The organism is Pseudochelatococcus sp. B33 (assembly GCF_053570585.1).
Genome location: NZ_JBSEFH010000074.1, coordinates 1 through 1,536, shown reverse-complemented (window position 1 = coordinate 1,536; position 1,536 = coordinate 1). Strand labels below are relative to the sequence as shown.

Here is a 1,536-nt window from a genome sequence, read left to right as displayed (position 1 = left end):
TGGCTTGGGACCAGCCACGCCAATGGCGGGCGCGCAGGTTCTCCGGAATGATGATGTCGAGCGACTGGCCGACCGCGGTAGCGGCGGCGAATCCGAATATCCGCTCGGCCCCGAGGTTCGGGCCGGGCACAGCGAAGCATGGCAAGCGGACTTCAGATGATGCGGTTCTTTCGTAGAAGTGCCTGCTCATCACCCGACACCCAACCGAAAATTTGGGGTCCTCCATCCAGATTCTGGACGAAGTAGTGAACAACGAAATTTATCGCTACGTCCGGCTGACCCTCGCGGGCTTTGCCGTCCAAGCAACATGGGCCAGGCAGTGGCGGTCGTCTATGGGGGATAGGCGGACATTGCGTAGCCGCATTTCCTTCGTCCCGATAGCGTACATAGCCGCTGCTCATTGGCCTGTGTCCGGTTATCTTGACAGTGACATCTAGCGACTGGATCACCTCATTGCGATAGAGGGCAAGCGCGACAAAGCAGCCTATCGGTCGTCGCGGTGGCAGGCTTAATCTTTTTGCTGACCATCGATATCGAGCCACCCGGTTTTCCGAAGAACGATCTCCGCCAGCTCCGCAGGTCTTTTGCCGTCCGTAGGCAGAACAACAATGCCTTCGGTATCTTCGCCTGCCATTTGCCTTGCCTGCCGAAGGGAGCGCTGTGCCTGCTCGTCCGCCCCAGAGCCGATCTCGCGCTGCGCAAGACGCGCCAACAATGTAGGCTCAGCAGCCAACATACGGACTACCGTAATCCGCGCTTCGGGTATGGCGGAAAGTATCCACCGTTTGTCGAAATCCAGGTGCATCATGACTCCTGACATGATCAGGCGCGTGTGCCCCAAGGCTCGGTATGTCGACCAGATCGCAGCCAGGTTGATGCTGCTGACGTCAATCGTACTGGGCTGAATTCTATCAAGCTCATTTGTACTGGGACGCGGGAACACCCTATCGAGTTCATCGGTCTCGATAACTGCGTGAGAGACTTGAGCGGCGACGAGTTGGGCACTCATTTCCCAACTCAGCGTCGATTTACCTACGCCGGCAGGTCCGGTAATCAGCAACAGTTGCATGCCGCCTCGGCTTCCGATTCGATCTCAGGTCCTCTGCCCCGCGCGGCTTGGCAAGTCCAGCACATTTGAACGTCCGCTGCCACCATCTGACACGCTTCCAACCTAGCGCCGACGAAAGATTTGCCGCCAGATTCCGGAAGGTACTGCCTTCCTGGTGACTATCCTGCGATGACACCGTGGTGAACCCGGAACAGATTGTCGGGGTCGTAGGCGGCCTTGACCGCACGCAAGCGGTCGTAGTTGGTTCCCCAGAACGCTTCTTCCCAATTCGCTTCGAAGTAGTCGCTCTCGGAGACGTATGAGCCTTTTGCCGGCAGGCGTGTTTTGAGAGCATCCATGGCGGCAGGGATCTGCTTCGCTTGTCGGCGTGCAAGGTCGACATTGGGCTCGAAGCCGCGGACGCCGGGATAGGCCGGCGATCCTCCTGCGCCACAGATGGCGAGCGCAAAGCTGTCGGCAACAACGGG

General features: G+C 58.7%; 2 protein-coding genes and 2 pseudogenes. All 4 read right to left on the bottom strand.

The features are described from left to right. A pseudogene (locus ACUSIJ_RS29590) lies at positions 1-118 on the bottom strand (PAS sensor domain-containing protein); the annotation flags it as partial. A 34-nt stretch (positions 119-152) separates the two neighbouring features. Then, a pseudogene (locus tag ACUSIJ_RS29585) lies at positions 153-382 on the bottom strand (nuclear transport factor 2 family protein); the annotation flags it as partial. A 126-nt stretch (positions 383-508) separates the two neighbouring features. Then, a complete protein-coding gene (locus ACUSIJ_RS29580; RefSeq protein ID WP_449311997.1) occupies positions 509-1,069 on the bottom strand; it encodes a hypothetical protein in 561 nt (186 codons plus the stop codon). Between the two features lie 158 nt (positions 1,070-1,227). Further along, the coding region (locus ACUSIJ_RS29575) for a BBE domain-containing protein (protein ID WP_449311996.1) at positions 1,228-1,536 on the bottom strand (309 nt) is incomplete at its 5' end.

Bases quoted from the DNA above. Each gene is read 5' to 3' on its own strand.
- ACUSIJ_RS29580 (WP_449311997.1), bottom strand. From the start codon at position 1,069: ATGCAACTGTTGCTGATTACCGGACCTGCCGGCGTAGGTAAATCGACG.